General features: G+C 72.8%; 15 protein-coding genes. 7 read left to right on the top strand and 8 right to left on the bottom strand.

Going from position 1 to position 14833, the window contains the following annotated elements:
- Window positions 1-63: 63 nt before the first annotated feature.
- Window positions 64-1209 carry a flavin-containing monooxygenase gene (locus tag ACIDOF_RS09310; RefSeq protein ID WP_409005254.1) on the bottom strand — a complete coding sequence of 382 codons (1146 nt, stop codon included), beginning with the start codon at window positions 1207-1209 and terminating at the stop codon, window positions 64-66.
- A gap of 170 nt (window positions 1210-1379) precedes the next feature.
- Between ACIDOF_RS09310 and ACIDOF_RS09315 the strand changes: the two genes are divergently transcribed.
- The 3 genes from ACIDOF_RS09315 to ACIDOF_RS09325 are packed head-to-tail and all read left to right on the top strand — an operon-like array spanning window position 1380 to window position 3015.
- Window positions 1380-1832: a DoxX family protein gene (locus ACIDOF_RS09315; protein ID WP_409005255.1), complete on the top strand. Its 453-nt coding sequence runs from the start codon at window positions 1380-1382 to the stop codon at window positions 1830-1832.
- On the top strand, window positions 1829-2260 hold the full coding sequence (locus ACIDOF_RS09320) for a Zn-ribbon domain-containing OB-fold protein (protein ID WP_409005256.1): 432 nt from the start codon (window positions 1829-1831) through the stop codon (window positions 2258-2260). The genes ACIDOF_RS09315 and ACIDOF_RS09320 overlap by 4 nt, the downstream gene beginning before the upstream one ends.
- Before the next feature lie 23 nt (window positions 2261-2283).
- On the top strand, window positions 2284-3015 hold the full coding sequence (locus ACIDOF_RS09325; RefSeq protein ID WP_409005257.1) for a GNAT family N-acetyltransferase: 732 nt from the start codon (window positions 2284-2286) through the stop codon (window positions 3013-3015).
- A 37-nt stretch (window positions 3016-3052) separates the two neighbouring features.
- Here the strand turns inward: ACIDOF_RS09325 and ACIDOF_RS09330 are convergent, their stop codons facing one another.
- The 5 genes from ACIDOF_RS09330 to ACIDOF_RS09350 form a co-directional block, all read right to left on the bottom strand.
- Window positions 3053-3736, bottom strand: coding sequence for a pyridoxal 5'-phosphate synthase (locus ACIDOF_RS09330; RefSeq protein WP_409005258.1), 684 nt, complete (start codon window positions 3734-3736; stop codon window positions 3053-3055).
- 38 nt (window positions 3737-3774) lie between these two features.
- Entirely contained in the window at window positions 3775-4197 is a 423-nt protein-coding gene (locus tag ACIDOF_RS09335; protein ID WP_409005259.1) for a pyridoxamine 5'-phosphate oxidase family protein, read from the bottom strand.
- A 98-nt stretch (window positions 4198-4295) separates the two neighbouring features.
- Window positions 4296-6530: a hypothetical protein gene (locus ACIDOF_RS09340; RefSeq protein WP_409005260.1), complete on the bottom strand. Its 2235-nt coding sequence runs from the start codon at window positions 6528-6530 to the stop codon at window positions 4296-4298.
- A 14-nt stretch (window positions 6531-6544) separates the two neighbouring features.
- The gene (locus ACIDOF_RS09345; RefSeq protein ID WP_409005261.1) at window positions 6545-7498 is read right to left on the bottom strand and encodes a WXG100 family type VII secretion target; all 954 of its coding nucleotides are present in this window, start codon (window positions 7496-7498) and stop codon (window positions 6545-6547) included.
- Window positions 7499-7655: 157 nt separating this feature from the next.
- On the bottom strand, window positions 7656-8786 hold the full coding sequence (locus ACIDOF_RS09350; protein WP_409005262.1) for a serine hydrolase domain-containing protein: 1131 nt from the start codon (window positions 8784-8786) through the stop codon (window positions 7656-7658).
- A gap of 114 nt (window positions 8787-8900) precedes the next feature.
- Between ACIDOF_RS09350 and ACIDOF_RS09355 the strand changes: the two genes are divergently transcribed.
- Complete coding sequence (locus tag ACIDOF_RS09355; RefSeq protein ID WP_409005263.1) at window positions 8901-9563, top strand: TetR/AcrR family transcriptional regulator; 663 nt, start codon at window positions 8901-8903, stop codon at window positions 9561-9563.
- A 118-nt stretch (window positions 9564-9681) separates the two neighbouring features.
- Here ACIDOF_RS09355 and ACIDOF_RS09360 read toward each other — a convergent pair whose 3' ends face one another.
- Window positions 9682-10857, bottom strand: a complete 1176-nt coding sequence (locus tag ACIDOF_RS09360; RefSeq protein ID WP_409005264.1) for a thiolase C-terminal domain-containing protein — start codon at window positions 10855-10857, stop codon at window positions 9682-9684.
- Window positions 10858-11066: 209 nt separating this feature from the next.
- Here ACIDOF_RS09360 and ACIDOF_RS09365 point away from each other — a divergent pair, with 209 nt between their 5' ends.
- Together ACIDOF_RS09365 and ACIDOF_RS09370 are read left to right on the top strand one after the other, a co-directional pair.
- A complete protein-coding gene (locus ACIDOF_RS09365; protein ID WP_409005265.1) occupies window positions 11067-12299 on the top strand; it encodes an acyl-CoA dehydrogenase family protein in 1233 nt (410 codons plus the stop codon).
- Entirely contained in the window at window positions 12299-12790 is a 492-nt protein-coding gene (locus ACIDOF_RS09370) for a nitroreductase family deazaflavin-dependent oxidoreductase (protein WP_409005266.1), read from the top strand. Before ACIDOF_RS09365 ends, ACIDOF_RS09370 begins: the two co-directional genes overlap by 1 nt.
- A 210-nt stretch (window positions 12791-13000) precedes the next feature.
- Here the strand turns inward: ACIDOF_RS09370 and ACIDOF_RS09375 are convergent, their stop codons facing one another.
- Window positions 13001-13648: a TetR family transcriptional regulator gene (locus tag ACIDOF_RS09375; protein ID WP_409005267.1), complete on the bottom strand. Its 648-nt coding sequence runs from the start codon at window positions 13646-13648 to the stop codon at window positions 13001-13003.
- A gap of 173 nt (window positions 13649-13821) precedes the next feature.
- On the opposite strand from ACIDOF_RS09375, the gene ACIDOF_RS09380 reads away from it, so the two are divergent.
- Complete coding sequence (locus ACIDOF_RS09380; protein ID WP_409005362.1) at window positions 13822-14610, top strand: VOC family protein; 789 nt, start codon at window positions 13822-13824, stop codon at window positions 14608-14610.
- Window positions 14611-14833: the final 223 nt, after the last annotated feature.

Below are 14833 nucleotides of genomic sequence, written 5' to 3' on the forward strand. Positions count from 1 at the left end.
AGGCCCCCGATAGCCCCTCCGGCGATTGAGGAGCCGGGGGGTCGGGGGCGGAGCCCTCAGGGGTCAGCGCGTTACCGCTCGGGCCACTCGGCGGGACTCCTTGCCGATCTCCCTCAGCATGCCGCTGATCGGATTCGTATAGCCGATGAAGAACAGGCCCTGTTCGGGGGAGGTCCGGAGGGGCCGGCCCTCCGGGTCCAGGACGTTCAGGTGGCCCACCAGACGTCCGAGCCCCCGGTCGTATCCCGTCGCCGCGATCACCGCCTCCGGCGTGAGCACCGTGCCGTCCGTCAGCGCGACCTTCTCGCCCGCGAAGGACTCGACCGCCGCGACCGGAGTGACCCGACCGCCCCGTACCGCGTCGATCAGCCCCACGTCCTGCACCGGAATCGCCCCCTGCCGCACCCGCGAGTACAGCCCGTCCGAGGGCCGCGGCAGGCCGAACTCCGTCAGGTCGGGAACGCTGAGCCGGGCCAGTCCGGCCGCGACCCGGTCGACGAGCCGCACCGGCAGGCGGCGGCAGGCGATGCCGGAGCGCTGGGCGGGCCAGCCGGCCGTGGAGCGGCGCACGATGTGCGGAGGCGTGCGCACCGCGAGCCGTACGCTCGCCGCCCCGCCCTCCGCGAGGTCGACCGCGATCTCGGCCCCCGTGTTGCCGACCCCGACGACGAGCACGTCCCGCCCCGCGTACGGCCCGGCGTTGCGGTACGCCGAGGCGTGCAGCAGCTCCCCGGAGTACGACTCCGCGCCCGGCCAGTCCGGTGTGCGCGGGGTGTGGTTGTGGCCGGTGGCGACGACGACCGCCGACGCGGTCAGCTCCCGGCCGCCGCTCGCGCGCAGCAGCCATGTGCCGCCGTCGGGCGCGCGGTCGACGCGGTCCACCTCGACGCCGGTGACGATCTCCAGCTCGTGGTGGTCCGCGTACCGCTCCAGGTAGCGCACCACGTCGTCACGCGCGACCCAACGCCCGTACGAGCGGGGGATCTTGAGGCCCGGCAGGGCGGAGAGGCGGCGGGTGGTGTGCAGGTGGAGGCGGTCGTAGTGGCGGCGCCAGGAGTCGGCGACGGCGGGCGACCGCTCCAGGACGACGGCCCGTACGCCGCGGCCGCGCAGGGCGGCCGCCGCCGCGAGTCCGGCGGGGCCGCCGCCGATCACGTAGACGGGGTGGCCGTCCGCGGGGGCCGCCGGGCGGGGGGTTTCGTCGCTCATGTCCTCGGAGCGTAGTGAAAGCCCGGCTTGATGGGTCGCGGTCAAGTCGGGAATCGATTGCGAAATGGTCACACGGGGGGCGGGCCCGGACCCGTACGCCGGGCTCTTGCGCGGGTCTGTCCCCGACCGTAGAACTGACGTACCGTCAGATATGGATGAGGGGACGGGACATGGAGACGATCTGGATCGGCGGCGCCGAATGGCTCGCCGTGCTCCGCATCGGGCTCGGCCTGTGGTGGCTGGAGAGCTGGCGGCACAAGGACAGGAAGAGCTGGTTCGAGCACGGCACGGGCATCGCCTGGGCCGCCGACATCGCGGCCCGACACAAGTGGCCGGCCGTGAAGAGCGGCTTCGAGACGGTGGTCGCACCCCGGCCCAGGCTCATGGCGTACGTCGTCGTCCACGCCGAACTCGCCCTCGGACTCGGCCTGATCAGCGGATTCCTCACCCCGGTCGCGCTGGTCGGCGGGCTGCTCCTCAACCTCCTCTACCTCGTCCTGATGATCCACGACTGGGCCGAGCAGGGGCAGAACGCGATGATGGCGCTGATCTCCCTCGTCGCGCTCCTCGGCATGTCCTGGCAGACCTGGTCGCTCGACTCCGCGATGGGACTTTTCCTGTGACGACCACCGGGCCCACGGCTTCCGCGCGCTTCGACCTCCCCGAACCCGACCCCTTCACCCAGGCCTACTGGGACGCCGCCGCCGACGGGAAGCTGCTGCTGCGCCGGTGCGGGGCGTGCGGGCGTACGCACCACTACCCGCGCGAGTTCTGCCCGTACTGCTGGAACGGCACCGACGTCGAGTGGGTCGAGGCCGAGGGGGCCGCGACGCTCTACACCTGGTCCGTCGTGCACCGCAACGACCTGCCGCCCTTCGGCGGGCGCACGCCCTACGTCGCCGCCGTCGTCGACCTCGCCGAGGGCCCGCGGATGATGACCGAGGTCGTGGACTGCCCCGAGGAGCGGCTGCGGATCGGCATGGCGCTGAGCGTGACGTTCCGTACGGAGGCGGAGGGTGTGGCCGTGCCGGTGTTCCGGCCGCGTGCCTGACGGCCGCGCGGTTGAATGGCCGGGTGACGAACCGGCTGAAGAGGACCGAGCTGCACGGCGGCGGCCTGCGGCTGCGCCCCTGGGACGTGGGCATCGACGGCGACCCGGCGGCCTATCTGCGGGGCGTCTCGGACCCCGAGTTCCAGCGCTGGAACAACCCGCTGCACCACGTCGACGACCTGGAGTCGGCCCGCCGCGCCCTGCGGGACCGGGCCGCGCTGTGGGACGCGGGCACGGCCGCCGCGTTCTGCGTGACGGACGCGGCCGACGGCACCGTGCTCGGCAACCTCAGCCTCAACTCCCCGTACTGGCCGAACCGTTCCGCCACCGTCGGCTACTGGGTGCTGCCCGAGGCCCGCGGCCGCGGCGTCGCCGCACGCGGCCTCGCCCTCGTCGCCGACTGGGCCTTCGGCCTCGGCCTGCACCGCCTCGCCCTCGACCACTCCGTCGGCAACACCGCGTCCTGCCGCGTCGCCGAACGCTGCGGCTTCCCGTACGAGGGCACCCTCCGCGAAGCCCACCGCAACGCCGACGGCACCTTCCAGGACGCCCACCTGCACGCGCGGCTGGCCTCGGACGGGTCGGCGTCATCCTCTGCCGGACCCGGGGCTGCCACGCATCGCCGCGAGCTGACCGCGGAGGAGCTGGTGGCGCGCGCCCGCAGGCTCCCTCCCGCCGACAGCGGGGAGATGCGCGGGGAGGCCGACGCCTTCTTCGGCACCGAGGGCCGCCTGGGGCACGACGGCGACCGGTGAGAACGCCTGCAGGACGCCCTGCCCGGCGCCCCGCCGCTCAAGGCCAGAGCAACCCCCTCTCCCACCGCCCGCCCGCCCGCCGGTACCGCAGGCGTACGTGTTGTCGGTGGGCCTCGCCCTGGAAGAACTCGGCTTCCTCCGCGGCGAGTTCGTACAGCGTCCAGGTCGGGACCTCGGCGTCCGGTTCGCGGCGGGCCCGGTCCCAGGCGGCCGTGGACGCCGACGCCAGCTTCGCGAGGGACGCGAGGGGTTCGCTCTGGCGGCCGGTGAGCGCCGCGGCGAGGGCGCCGGTGGAGCGGGCGTGCAGGTCGGCGCTCGACTCGGCGGCCGTCGCCGTCGTCACCGTGCCGCGGATCCGGATCTGCCGGCCGCGGGCCGCCCAGTAGAAGTGCAGGGCGGCCCGCGGGTGCGCGGCGAGCTGGCGGCCCTTGCGGCTGCCGGAGTGCGAGGCGAAGTGCCAGACGCCGTCGGCGGCGCCGTGCAGCATCAGCGTGCGGACGTCGGGCCCGCCGTCCGCGTCGACCGTGGCCAGCTGCATCGTGTGCGGCTCGACCTGGCCCGCGGCGCAGGCGTCCGCGAACCAGTCGTGGAACAGTGCCGTCGGCTCGGCGGGCGCCGCGTCCGGGTCGAAGCGCGGCAGGTCGACGTCCCAGACACGCTGCTGCCGCAGCAGGGCCGCGAAGGCGCCGGGTCCCGGTTCGCGTGAGATGGCTTCGCTCATACGGCGATTGTCCCGCCTCGGCCCCCGTACAGGCCGCCTCAGACCTCCCCGAGGTCCGCCGAGTACCAGCGCTCCGGGCGCAGGTGGAACACCGTGTTCTCGCCGTGGTTGGCCTCCGCGTACGCCACGTACGCGTCGACCTTGTCGGCGTCCAGATAGCGGGCGGTGATCTCGCGGAGCTGCTCCGTCGTGGCCTTCTCCGTACGCACCACGGGGCCCTCCACCGACACGTACCGGATCGTGGGCTCCACGCGGTCGACCATCAGGGAGAAGCGGCCGGCCGCGGCGATCAGGCGGCCCTTCTTGCTGTCGGTGCCGGTCATCACCCACAGGTCGCCGCCCGGCGCGTACTGGTACCAGATCGGCAGGGTCAGCGGCGCCCTGCCCTCCTCGGCCACCGAGAGCGCGCCGATGTGCGGCTCGGCCAGGAACTTCTCGCGCTCGTCAGGGGACAGTGCCATGGGGACTCCCTAGGTGCGGGCGGTCGGTGTCAGGTCCGTCGGAACCTTCAACTCGCCCGCCCGCACCGGGTATTCCACCGGTCACTCCACGGAGCGGCTCAGTACTCGCCGCGCAGCGCGGCCAGGGCCGAGCCGCGGTGGACCAGGTAGCTGGTCTCGGCCTCCTGCTTCATGTCCCGCTCGGTGGTGGACGAGATGTCGCCGCCGTGCTGGTTGCGGTCCGTCACCCACTGGTCGATCAGGTCCTTGGTGCCGGCGCTGCCCTTGGCCTTCTCGTCGTTGGTGGCCTCCTTGCCCGCGAGGTCGGCCTCGGCCTTGACGTCCTTGGACCAGTCGTACGTCGTCTGGTCGAGCATGCGCTGCGCGGCGTCACCGACGTACGGCACCGCGGTGATCGGCATGCCGTACTCGTGGTACCTGGCCTTCGCCACGTCGTCGGCCCACTGCTTCTTCTCGTCCCGCTGGTCGAGGTACGCGTCGGAGCCGATCGCGTTGTACGCGCCGAGGACGTTGCCCGCGTCGCGTGCGGGGACGTTCCAGTTCTCGTTGTTGTTGCCGGGCTCCTTCGGCGCGCGGTCCATCGTCTCGGCCGCGTAGAACCGCTCGGCCTCGTAGATCTGCGCGTAGTTCTCCGGGTCGTCGGAGACGCCGCGCAGGACGCGGATGACGCTGGCCTCCTTGTTGGCGATGTGCGCGTTGTCGCCGCTGCCGATGATGTCCTTGCGGCCGCCGTCGTTGTCGTACGCGTCCTTGCTGCCCGCGATGATGTCGTGGGTGTCCGCGGTGTAGTCGGACAGGGCGCGGGCCAGCGGGCGCTGCATGTTCTCGTGGACCTCGTCGCCCTTGGCGTCCTGGTCCAGGAGCTCGATCGTGCGCTGCATGACCCGGGCCTCGCCCTCGGAGTGCGGCCCGTAGTCGATCTTCTCCTCGCCGGGCTTGACGCCGGTGGTGGCCGCCTCCAGGGCGTTGGCGAAGCCTGTGCGGGAGTTGGTGGGGTCCTCGTCCCAGCTGTCCAGCTCGGTGCCGCCGATGGGGCCGCCGCCGCCCTGCGTCATCTCGCTGACGTGGACGTTCGGCCAGTGCCTGCCCGGGGTGTCCTTGTCGCCGCCGAGCAGGTAGTCCAGGCGGTCCTTGCCGCCGTCGGCCTTCGGGTCCAGGTAGCGGGTGGCGGTGTCCGGGTCGCCGCTCATGACGTTCAGCATGTTGTCGACCGGGTCGACGATCTCCTGCTTCTTCGCGTCGTCCCCCGGGTCGACCCGCTGGCTCTCGTCCCAGATCTCCGGGTCCTTCTTCTCCGCCGCGATGATGTCGTCGGTCAGGCCCGTCGTCATGTGCGGCGGGTACGCGCCCTTGTCGCCGTGCTTGAGGAGCTCGGTCAGCGACTGGTAGCCGTACGGGCCCGAGGCGTCGCCGTCCGGGCGCTTGGTGCCCAACTCCCGCATGTCCGCACGCCACTTGTCGGAGAACTGCTTGTCCTGGTTGGCGGCGCCCACGCTGTTGGCCAGCGAGTTCTGGATGTTGGCGTACCGCTCCTTGTTCGCGCCGTCGCCGGCCCGCTCCTTCTCCAGGTCCTCCTGGAGGCGCAGGGTGGCCTCGGGGCCGAGGTCGTTCAGGAGCATGCGGCTGAACTGCGGGTCCTTCTCGTTGTGCCGCATCACCCGCTCCAGCTCCTTGAGCTCGGCGGGGGAGAGCTTCTCGCCCTTCTCGTACTTCTCCAGGAGCTTCGCGGAGCGCTGCGCCTCGTCCTGGTCGACGGACTTCACGGTCTTGTCGTTGAAGCCCTCCTTGCCGCCCTTGCCGGTGTTCCGCTTGAGGGCGGTGGCCGCGGAGATGTCGGCGTCGGTGGCCTTGACGAGGACCACCTTGATCCGCGCCTCCCAGGCCTCGACCTTGAGCCGGTTGGGGGTCATGCCGGGCGGCGAGAGCGGACCGGCGATCTCCAGCGGCTTGTCGCCCTCCGGGTCGGGGTCCTTCAGGCTGACCTGGCCGGTGCCGCTGATCAGCACGCCGTCCTTCGCGGCCTCCTCGCGGAGCGCGTGCAGTTCGGACTTGTACGCCTTCAACTCGTCGTGCGCGTCCTCCAGTACGGCACGCAGGCCCTTGGCCTCGGTCACCGCGTCGCCGAACTCCTTCTGGGCGGCGGCGATCTGGGCGCGGGCGAACATGGAGGTGCCGTCCATGCTGGTCCAGCCGGCCCGGTCGAAGTTGGCGACGACCTCGTCCTCGTAGGCCTGGCCCATGCGCTCGTAGCGGCGGATGAACTCGGTCCACGCGTCGACCGCGCCCTTGATGCCGGAAATGTCCAGGTGGTAGAGCTGCTCGTAGGCAATCACTGGGGCGTTCCTGTTCAGTTGAAGTCGGCGAGGGAGTTGCGGACGGAGTTCATCTCGGACTCGTTCGCCGACTCCGTGGTGGTGTAGTTGTTCGCGGTGGCCGTGCACTGCTGGCCGATGGCCTCGCAGCTCTTGCGCAGCTTCGTCGCCTGCGCGTCCCAGCTCTCCATCGCCGAGCTGAGGGCGACGCCGAGCTCACCGCCCCACAAGTCGCCCGACAGGGCGCCCACTCCGCCCCACAGCCGCTCGTCGTCGCCGACCATGCCGGCGGTCTTCACCGTGCCGCCGATCTCCGTCGAGGCCTGCCCGGCGCGGTTCAGCGCGCCCGGGTCGTCGACGCCGCTGAACGCGTTCGAGCCCACGGCCCCGCCCGGCCCGCCGCCGGACATCGTCTGCACGCCGCCCGCCGAACTGCCGCCCGGCGCCATCCCGTCGCGGTAGCCGGGCGCCGGGTCGAGGTCGCGTACGTCGACGGGGTGGTCCGGCGTCTCCAGGGCGTGGCCCTGCGCGCCGCCGCCCGCGTCGGCCGCGGTCATCGGCGCGAGCCCGCCGTACGCGAAGCCGGGGTCGGGCGCGGTCGGGGAGGGGTCGGGCAGGCTCCCGCCCCGGTCGGGCCGTTCGAGCCCGTGCACCGGCGGCGCCCCGCCGGCCGCGTCCGCGGCGGTCATCGGCGCGAGCCCGCCGTACGTGAACCCGGGGTCGGCGACGGTCGGCCCGGGGTTGCGGATGTCCAGGTTCCCGTCCGGCGCGGGCATGCGGTGCGGCTCGGACGGCATGGTGAACCCGGGGTCGGGGACGGTCGGTCCCGGGTTCGTGAGGGAGGGCCGGTCGACGAGGCTGTCGCCTTCGGCGATCGGCGCCACGATGTTGGGGTCGAACCCCTGGTTGTCCGCGACCGGCGCCTCGATGCGCGGATCGGGCCCGTCGTTCGGCGCGGATATCGGACGTACGTCGTCGTTCGAGCTCATCGGCTACCCCCGTGCGGATGTTCTGTGGCCTGCTCACCTGCGGGCCGATGAAGGGGAGCCTAGCCCTCCGGCGCGGGCGGACGGCAGGGAGGCCGGGGGAGCCCATGTCACCGTTCCGGAACGGCGGTTGGGCAGCCCCGGACCCCTCGGCCGTACGTCAGCCGCACAGCGCCGCGCGGTACAGGGCCGTGAGCGCGGCGTCGACGGCGTGCGGCTGCGGCCGGCCGGACGCGTCGAGCACGTTCCACCGCTGCAGGTTGACCGCGACGCACATCCGCCGCCGCCCGTCCAGGGTGCCCATGGCCAGCGTCCCGGCGCCCCAGGCCGAGCCGCCGTGCCCCCAGAAGTCGCCGGTGCGGGACGGGTCGGGGGCCGGGTCCATGGGGTGCAGGCCGAGGCCGTACGGGATCGTCCGCAGCTCCTGGGAGACGACCGGCACGGTCCGCCGCATCTCCGCCAGGGTCGACGGGGCGACGATCTCCCCGGCGAACAGCAGCCCGTAGAAGCGGTTGAGGTCGCCGACGGTCGAGATCAGCGAGGCGGACGGGCCGACCCACGACATGTCGAACTCGCTGAAGTCGCGCGGCGGTTCGAGCATGCCGAACCAGGACTCGTACATCCGCGAGTGCGGACCGTCGATCCGCGGCGAGGCGGGCAGTTCGGTGTCCCGGAGCCCGGCGCGCTCGATCACGTCCCGCGTGATGCACTCCTCGGCCGATGTGCCGGTGACCGCCTCCAGGAGTTCGCAGAGCAGCAGGTAGTTGGTGTTGGAGTAGAAGCCGGGGGTGCTGCCGGGCGCTCCGGCCGGGGGTGCGGCGAGGCCGAGCTCGATCAGCTCGATGCGGTCGAACCGCGTGTACCGGTTCTCCTCCAGGCTCTCCGGCCCGGTCCGGGCGAGGTCGGGGAACGGCTTGAGGGAGGGATAGGCGTACGGGAGGTACTCGGCGAGGCCGCTCGTGTGGTCGAGGAGCATCCGGACGGTGATCGTCCGCCCGCGCTCGCCGGGGAGCAGCTCCGGCAGGTACCGCCCGGCCGGGGCGTCGAGCCCGATCCGGCCGCGCTCGACCTGCCGGAGGACGGCCGCGGCCGTGAAGGTCTTGGTGACGCTGCCGACGCGGTGCCGCAGGTCGGGGGTGACCGGGCGGCCGGTGGTGACGTCGGCGACTCCGGCCGCGCCGCGCCAGACCCGGTCGCCGTCCCACACCTCGGCGAACAGGCCGGGGACGCCGGCGCGGTGGACGTTCTCGATGGCGTGGTGCAGCGCTGCGGGATCCATGGGGTTGCTCATGACGACCGTCCTCTCGCTGATGTCCTCATTATGCACGCGGTGCGTGCAACGCCAAGTGCACAGCTAGGGTGCACGGGTACGGCGACGAGGACGGCGGAGCGGGAGGAGCAGCGCATGGCAGGCAGGAGGCGCTGGTCGACGGACGAGATCCTGGACGCGGCGGCGGAGCTGCTGCGCACGGGCGACGCGGAGTCGTTCAGCGTGCGCAAGCTCGCCGGGGTGCTCGGCACCGACTCGTCCAGCCTCTACCGCCACTTCCGCAGCAAGACGGAGCTGCTGCGCGCGGTCGCGGACCGGATCATCCAGTCGGCGATGGACGGCTACCGCCCGGAGGGCGACTGGAAGCAGCGCATCACGGCCGTGGCCCGGCGCGTACGGGACGCGTTCGGCCGGCACCCACAGCTCGCGGCGGTGTGGGGCCGGTACGCGTCGAGCGGTACGGGCTCCCGGCTCGTCATGGAGGAAGTCCTGCAGGCCCTGCGTGCGTCAGGCCTGCCGGACGCGGAGATCCCGGCCCGCTACCACCGGCTCGCGGTGCTCATCTCGGCCCTGATCGCCGCCGAGGCGGGTGTCCGTACGGTGACGCCCGCAGAGCACGAGCAGGGCATGGAGCTGTTCCGCGTCGCGGTCCTCGGCGCCGACCCGGAACGCTTCCCGGCCCTCTCGCACTTCGCCCGCGACCTCCGCCCCCTGGGAGAGGACCGCGACCCGGCGTTCGAAGAGCTCCTCGAGGCGCAACTGGCGGAGATCGAGGCGAGGTTGAGCGGGCGCCGGTAGGGGGCCGTTTCGGGCCCGTCAGGGGCGCGGGGAACTGCGCGAGCAACCACGGCGGCGGGTCGGACGAACGATCAGCTCTGCAGGCCCGCAAAGGGGCCGGGCGGGGAAAGCCCCGCGCTCACCCCCTCCCCAGCACCACCGTCCCCGCCGAACAGAACCATCCCCCCGTACCCGACGCGACCGCGAGTTCCGGAAGGCGGGCGCCCGCCTTGCGCACCTGCCCCGCGCCCGCCTCGCCGCGCAACTGCCGTACCGCCTCCACCAGCAGGAACAGGCCCCGCATGCCCGGGTGTTGGGCCGAGAGGCCGCCGCCGTCCGTGTTCACGGGCAGCTCCCCGTCCCGGGTCAGCCGGCCCTTCTCCACGAACGCGCCGCCCTCGCCCTTGGCGCAGAAGCCGAGGTCTTCGAGCGTCACGAGCGTCATGTACGTGAAGGCGTCGTAGATCTCCGCGAGGTCGATCTCGTCCGGCCGTACGCCCGCCCGCTCGAAGGCGAGCCGGCCGCTCACCGCCGCCGGGGAGACCGTGAAGTCGTCCCACTCGGACATCGTCGTGTGCGAGACGTGCTCGCCCGCGCCGAGCACCCACACCGGCCGCTTCGCGCAGTCCGCCAGCAGGTCCTCGGCGACGAGCAGCACCGCCGCCCCGCCGTCGCTGCGGATGCAGCAGTGCAGCTTCGTGAACGGGTCCGCGATCATCGGCCCCGCCAGCACCTCGTCGACGGTCACCGGCTCCCGGAACATCGCGTCCGGGTTGTGCGCCGCGTTGGCCCGCGCCTGCACGGCGACCTCCGCCAACTGCTCGATCGTCGTGCCGTACTGGTGCATGTGGCGGCGCGCGGCCATCGCGTACTTGGCGATCAGCGTGTGCCCGTACGGCACCTCGAACTGCAGCGGCCCGCGCGCCCCGAACGACAGGTTGGACGTGCGCCGCTTCGCCTTGATGTCCGCCCGTGCCGTCGACCCGTATACGAGCAGCACCGCCCGCGCGTGCCCGGCGGCGATGGCCTCGGCGGCGTGCGCGGCCATGACTTCCCAGGTGGAGCCGCCGACGGAGGTCGAGTCGACCCAGGTCGGCCGCAGGCCCAGGTACTCGGCGACCTCGATCGGCGCGAGCGTGCCGAGCCCGGCCGAGGCGAAGCCGTCGATCACGCCGCGGTCGAGCCCGGCGTCGGCGAGCGCACGGCGGGCGGCCTGGGCGTGCAGGGCGTAGGGGGTGGCGTCGTCGACCTTCCCGCAGTCCGAGAGGGCGACGCCGGCGACGGCGACCTTGCGTGAAGTGGAGGCTGAGGACATGAATCTGACGGTACATCAGATACTTGGGCGCGCAGCAGCCCTCGCAGCCCTCGAAGCCCCCGGAGTCCTCGAAGTCCCCGGAGCCCTCCGGCTCCTCCGGCTCTCTCGCCCCTCCGACCCCTGGGCATCTCGCCGCCGCCGACCTAACATGACGGCCCGTCAGATCGGGGGCCGGAACCGTACCCGCCTCCGAGGGGAGGAGCCCGCCGATGGATGCCGCCTTCACCGCGGAGCAGGACGAGATCCGCCGCACCCTGCGCGAACTCGTCGCCGACGTCTCCGGACCCGGCGGCCCGGACGCGCCCGACGCCGTCGGTGCGCCCGCCACCCGCACACCCGCCGGTCACGACGCCGCGCTCTGGCGGGCCCTCGCCGAGCGGCTCGCCCTGCCCGGCCTCACGGTCCCCGAGGCGTACGGCGGCGCCGGCCGCACCGTCGCCGAACTCGCCGCCGCCTGCGAGGAGTTGGGCCGTACCCTCGCGCCCCTGCCGCTGCTCGGCACCGGTGTGCTCGCCGCCCCGCTGCTCGTCCGCCTCGGCGCCGAAGCCCAGCGGCGGGCCCACCTGCCGGACCTCGCCGCGGGCCGCACCACCGCCGCGCTCGCCGTCCCAGGCAGCTCCCTCGCCACCGCGCTCGGCCTCGCCGGGGACGCCACCGGCGACTGGGCGGGCGGCGGTCGCGCCGGTGGCGTGCAGGCCCGCCGCGACGCCGACGGCTGGCGGCTGTACGGGCAGGCCGAGCAGGTCGTTGACGGGCACAGCGCGGACCTGCTCGTCGTCGCCGCCCACACCGGCGGCTTCGCCCGCTCCCGCGCGCTCCTCTTCCTCGTACGCGCCGACGCCCCCGGGGTCTCGGCCGTACGGCAGTCCGCGCTCGACGCGACCCGGCCGCAGGCGAAGGTCGAACTCCGCGACGCGCGGGCCGAGTTGCTCGGCCCCGACGACGCGCGGGCCGTGACGACCGCACTCACCGCGACGGGTGACGCGGCGGCCGCGGTGCTCGCCGCGGAGGCCGTGGGCGCGGCGGACGCGACGCTCGCCCGGACCGTCGAGCACGTCCGCCGCCGCGAGCGGTCCGGGCTGTCCGCGACCGTGCCCCTCCAGGCGGTGAAGGGCCGGCTCGCGGACGTGTACGCGGTCGTACGGGCGGCCCGCTCGGCGGCGTACTGCGCGGCGTGGGCGGCGGACGCGGACGAGCAGGGGGAACGGGGCGGGGCGCTGGCCCTCGCGCAGGCCCTGGAAGCGCTGCGCACCGCCGCCGCGGAGGCCGTTCAGCTGCGCGGCGAGGCGGCGGGGGAGCGGGACGCGCAGGCGTACTTCAAGCGGGCCGCGGGCGACGAGCTGCTCTTCGGGCCCGTACCCCGGCTCCGCGCCCAGGCGGCGGAACGGGCCGGGCTGTTCGCGGCGGCTCCGACGGCGGCACGGGCGGGGGCGGCGGTCTGATGGCCCCGGTGAATCCCGCCTCGCGCGGCACGCGGCTCGTGCAGAAGTTCTCGTCGACCCGCACCTTCGCGAAGGTCGCCCCGCGGATCATCCCGGCCCTTGACCGTGCCGTGCACCGGCTGAGCCGAGGAAAGGTGCTGCTCAGCGCGCAGATGCTGCCCGGGGTCGTGCTGACGGCGCGCGGCGCGAAGAGCGGGCTCGAACGCCGTACGCCACTCGCCTGCATGCCGGAGCCGGACACCGGCACGTGGCTCCTCATCGGCTCCAACTTCGGCCGCGCCGGCCACCCGGCCTGGACGGCCAACCTCCTTGCCCACCCGGAGGCGTCGATCAGCTGGAAGGGCGAGGAGATCCCGGTACGGGCACGACTCCTGGAGGGCGAGGAACGCACCGAGGCGTGGACGCAGGCGTTGCGATTCTGGCCCCCGTACGCGACGTACCAGGCGAGGGTCGAGCGCCAGATCCGCCTCTTCCGCCTGGAGCCCCGATAGGGGCGCGGGGCTGTGACATCAGCGGCTCCGCCGCGGGGCGCGACCGGGAGACGTGCCCCGATAGGGGCGCGGGGAACTGCGCGATCAGCCACGACGAAAGCCGCAGACGAAAGAAGTGCAGGTACGCCGAAGGCGACGACCCGTTGACGTGAAGAACAGGTCGTCGCCTCGTGACAGGACAGGGGCGGGCAGGGGGAAATCCCCTGTCCGTTACTTCGTGGGCTTCTTGCCAGTGATCCCCAAATGCACCAACAGCGCCAGATTCGGCTTGAGTTCGGCCTGCTTCACGCCCCAGCTCTGGAACCCCTTCTGGTGCGAGGCGACCGCCGCGAGCATCGCGACCAGGGAGCCTGCCATCGCCGCGGGGCTGACGTCCTTGTCGACCTTGCCCTTCGCCTGGAGCTCCTTCACCGTGTCCGTAAGGGAGTTGGTGACGGAGTTCAGGATCTTCATGCGGATCTTGTAGAACCGCTTGTCGCCCTCGGCGGCGCCCAGGTCGACCACGCGCAGGATGGCGTCGTTCTTGCGCCAGAAGTCCAGGAATCCGTCGACGAGTTCCTGCGCCGCCTGCCAGCCGGCCTTGCCGACCCAGGAGCGCTCGGCGAGCACATCGGTCAACCCCGCGCCCTCGGCGGCCATTTGCTCGGCGATCTCGAGGACCGCGCCCTCGACGTCCGGAAAGTACTGGTAGAAGGTCGCGGGCGAAGTCCCGGCCTTACGGGCGACATCGATGACCTTGACGTCCCGGTACGGCGAAGAACTGAGCATCTCGCTGAGGCAGTCGAGCAACTTCTGACGCGTCGCCTGACCGCGTCGACCGGCAACGCGGCCGTCGACGGTGCGTACTTGTCCTGTCATGCCGTCAGCTTACCGAGGGGTGATCGGAGCGCGATTCGGCCGACTGCAAATGGGGCGGAAGGCCCGGAAGGCGGCGCGAGGACCCTTCTGTGTGGGCTCGCCTGCTTCTGGACACAGTCTTACGTTGAGGGGGAAGGCTCCCGAGAAAGGGCTGGCACATGGCAGACACCCCGGTGTCCGGTTTCGCGGAGGGCGTCCCCTGCTGGGTGGATGCCCAGCTGTCGGACGTGGCGGCCGGAAAGCGGTTCTACGGTGAGCTCTTCGGCTGGACCTTCGAGGACGGCGCCGGCCCCACCTCGCCCGACCCGCGCTCCACGCAGGCGTACAGCGAGGGCCGGGCCGTCGCCGCGCTCGCCCCCAAGCTGGACGGCCGCATGCCGACGGTGTGGAACGTCTACTTCGCGACCCCCGACGCGTACGCCCTCGCCCGCCGGATCCGCGCCGAGGGCGGCCGGATCGTCTCGGACCCGGCGCCCGTCGGGACGTACGGCACGGTGGCGCTCGCGGCCGACCCCGAGGGCGCCGTGTTCGGGCTCTGGCAGGCCGGCACGCACCCCGGCTTCGGGAGGCGCGGCGAGCCCGGCTCGTTCTGCTGGACCGAGGTGTACTCCCGCGACACGGCCCTGGTCGACCCCTTCTACGAGACCGTCTTCGGCTACGGCGGCACCGACCTCGCCGACGCCGGGGACGACTTCCGCACCTGGTCGCCCGCCGGCAGCGAACCCGGCCCGGACACCGCGATCGGCGGGCGCTCCCTCGTCGCCGGGAAGTTCCCCGCCGAGATGCCCGCCCATTTCCTCGTCTACTTCAACGTCACGGACTGTGACGCCGTCGCCGAGACGGCCCGGCGCCTCGGCGGGCGGCTGCGCGCCGAGCCCTTCGACATCCCGTACGGACGGATGGCCGTGATCGCCGACGACCAGGGCGCCGTCTTCGCCGTGCTCCAGGATCCGCCCGCCTAGGCCCGCGCGGCGGCGCGTGGTCACCGTCACGTACAGGCAGCTTCGGGGCAGAGAAAGGCGCCTGGTTTGGCCTGATATGGCCCTGTTCGGGCGAGACATCCAGATTCGCCCCCGGGTTCGCAACCATCGCCCAGTACCGGAAGAATCGGGGTGCGTGCCGCCGCCGCGCCTCCTTGGTGAGACGCTGACCGGAAGCGGTTGCACGCTCGGTTTGTTTCGTACG

Origin of the sequence: Streptomyces sp. Da 82-17, assembly GCF_046098215.1 — a bacterium.
Classification (GTDB): domain Bacteria; phylum Actinomycetota; class Actinomycetes; order Streptomycetales; family Streptomycetaceae; genus Streptomyces.

Excerpts from the sequence above, each read along its gene's own strand:
- ACIDOF_RS09310 (WP_409005254.1), bottom strand. The coding sequence starts at position 1,209 with ATGAGCGACGAAACCCCCCGCCCGGCGGCCCCCGCGGACGGCCACCCC.
- ACIDOF_RS09315 (WP_409005255.1), top strand. The coding sequence starts at position 1,380 with ATGGAGACGATCTGGATCGGCGGCGCCGAATGGCTCGCCGTGCTCCGC.
- ACIDOF_RS09330 (WP_409005258.1), bottom strand. The coding sequence starts at position 3,736 with ATGAGCGAAGCCATCTCACGCGAACCGGGACCCGGCGCCTTCGCGGCC.
- ACIDOF_RS09335 (WP_409005259.1), bottom strand. The coding sequence starts at position 4,197 with ATGGCACTGTCCCCTGACGAGCGCGAGAAGTTCCTGGCCGAGCCGCAC.
- ACIDOF_RS09345 (WP_409005261.1), bottom strand. The coding sequence starts at position 7,498 with ATGAGCTCGAACGACGACGTACGTCCGATATCCGCGCCGAACGACGGG.
- ACIDOF_RS09350 (WP_409005262.1), bottom strand. The coding sequence starts at position 8,786 with ATGAGCAACCCCATGGATCCCGCAGCGCTGCACCACGCCATCGAGAAC.
- ACIDOF_RS09355 (WP_409005263.1), top strand. The coding sequence starts at position 8,901 with ATGGCAGGCAGGAGGCGCTGGTCGACGGACGAGATCCTGGACGCGGCG.
- ACIDOF_RS09360 (WP_409005264.1), bottom strand. The coding sequence starts at position 10,857 with ATGTCCTCAGCCTCCACTTCACGCAAGGTCGCCGTCGCCGGCGTCGCC.
- ACIDOF_RS09365 (WP_409005265.1), top strand. The coding sequence starts at position 11,067 with ATGGATGCCGCCTTCACCGCGGAGCAGGACGAGATCCGCCGCACCCTG.
- ACIDOF_RS09370 (WP_409005266.1), top strand. The coding sequence starts at position 12,299 with ATGGCCCCGGTGAATCCCGCCTCGCGCGGCACGCGGCTCGTGCAGAAG.
- ACIDOF_RS09375 (WP_409005267.1), bottom strand. The coding sequence starts at position 13,648 with ATGACAGGACAAGTACGCACCGTCGACGGCCGCGTTGCCGGTCGACGC.